Origin of the sequence: Xanthobacter autotrophicus (genome assembly GCF_030015065.1) — a bacterium.
In the GTDB taxonomy this organism is placed as follows: domain Bacteria; phylum Pseudomonadota; class Alphaproteobacteria; order Rhizobiales; family Xanthobacteraceae; genus Xanthobacter; species Xanthobacter autotrophicus_D.
On the sequence record NZ_JAIVFN010000403.1, the window covers coordinates 1 to 454 of the forward strand.

At 60.4% G+C, this 454-nt stretch carries 1 protein-coding gene; it reads left to right on the top strand.

Features of this window, described 5'->3' with window-relative positions:
- Window positions 1-454, top strand: a 454-nt coding sequence (locus tag K9U40_RS23745) for a helicase-related protein (RefSeq protein ID WP_282892514.1), incomplete at both ends; no start/stop codon positions are given.

Here is a 454-nt window from a genome sequence, read left to right on the forward strand (position 1 = left end):
GACAACGTGTACCGGATCTGGTCCGAGTACGCCGAGAGCAAGGGGGCGCAAGTCGTCTTCTGCGATCTGTCGACGCCGCGCAACGACGGGGGCTTCAACGCCTACGAAGAGCTGCGGTCGAAGCTGGTGTGCATGGGCATCCCGTCGCACGAGATCGCCTTCATCCATGACTACGACACCGATGCATTGAAAGATGCATTGTTCCGGAGCGTGCGAAGAGGGGCGGTGCGCGTGGTGATGGGCAGCACCGAGAAGCTCGGTGTGGGGACCAACATTCAGGAGAGGCTGATCGCGCTCCACCATCTGGACAGCCCTTGGCGGCCCAGTGACCTGGAGCAGCGAGAGGGCCGGATCGCCCGACAGGGCAACACCTATCCTGAAGTGTTCGTTTTTACCTATGTCACCAAGGGTTCGTTCGATGCGTACATGTACCAGCTGCTTCACAGCAAAGCCC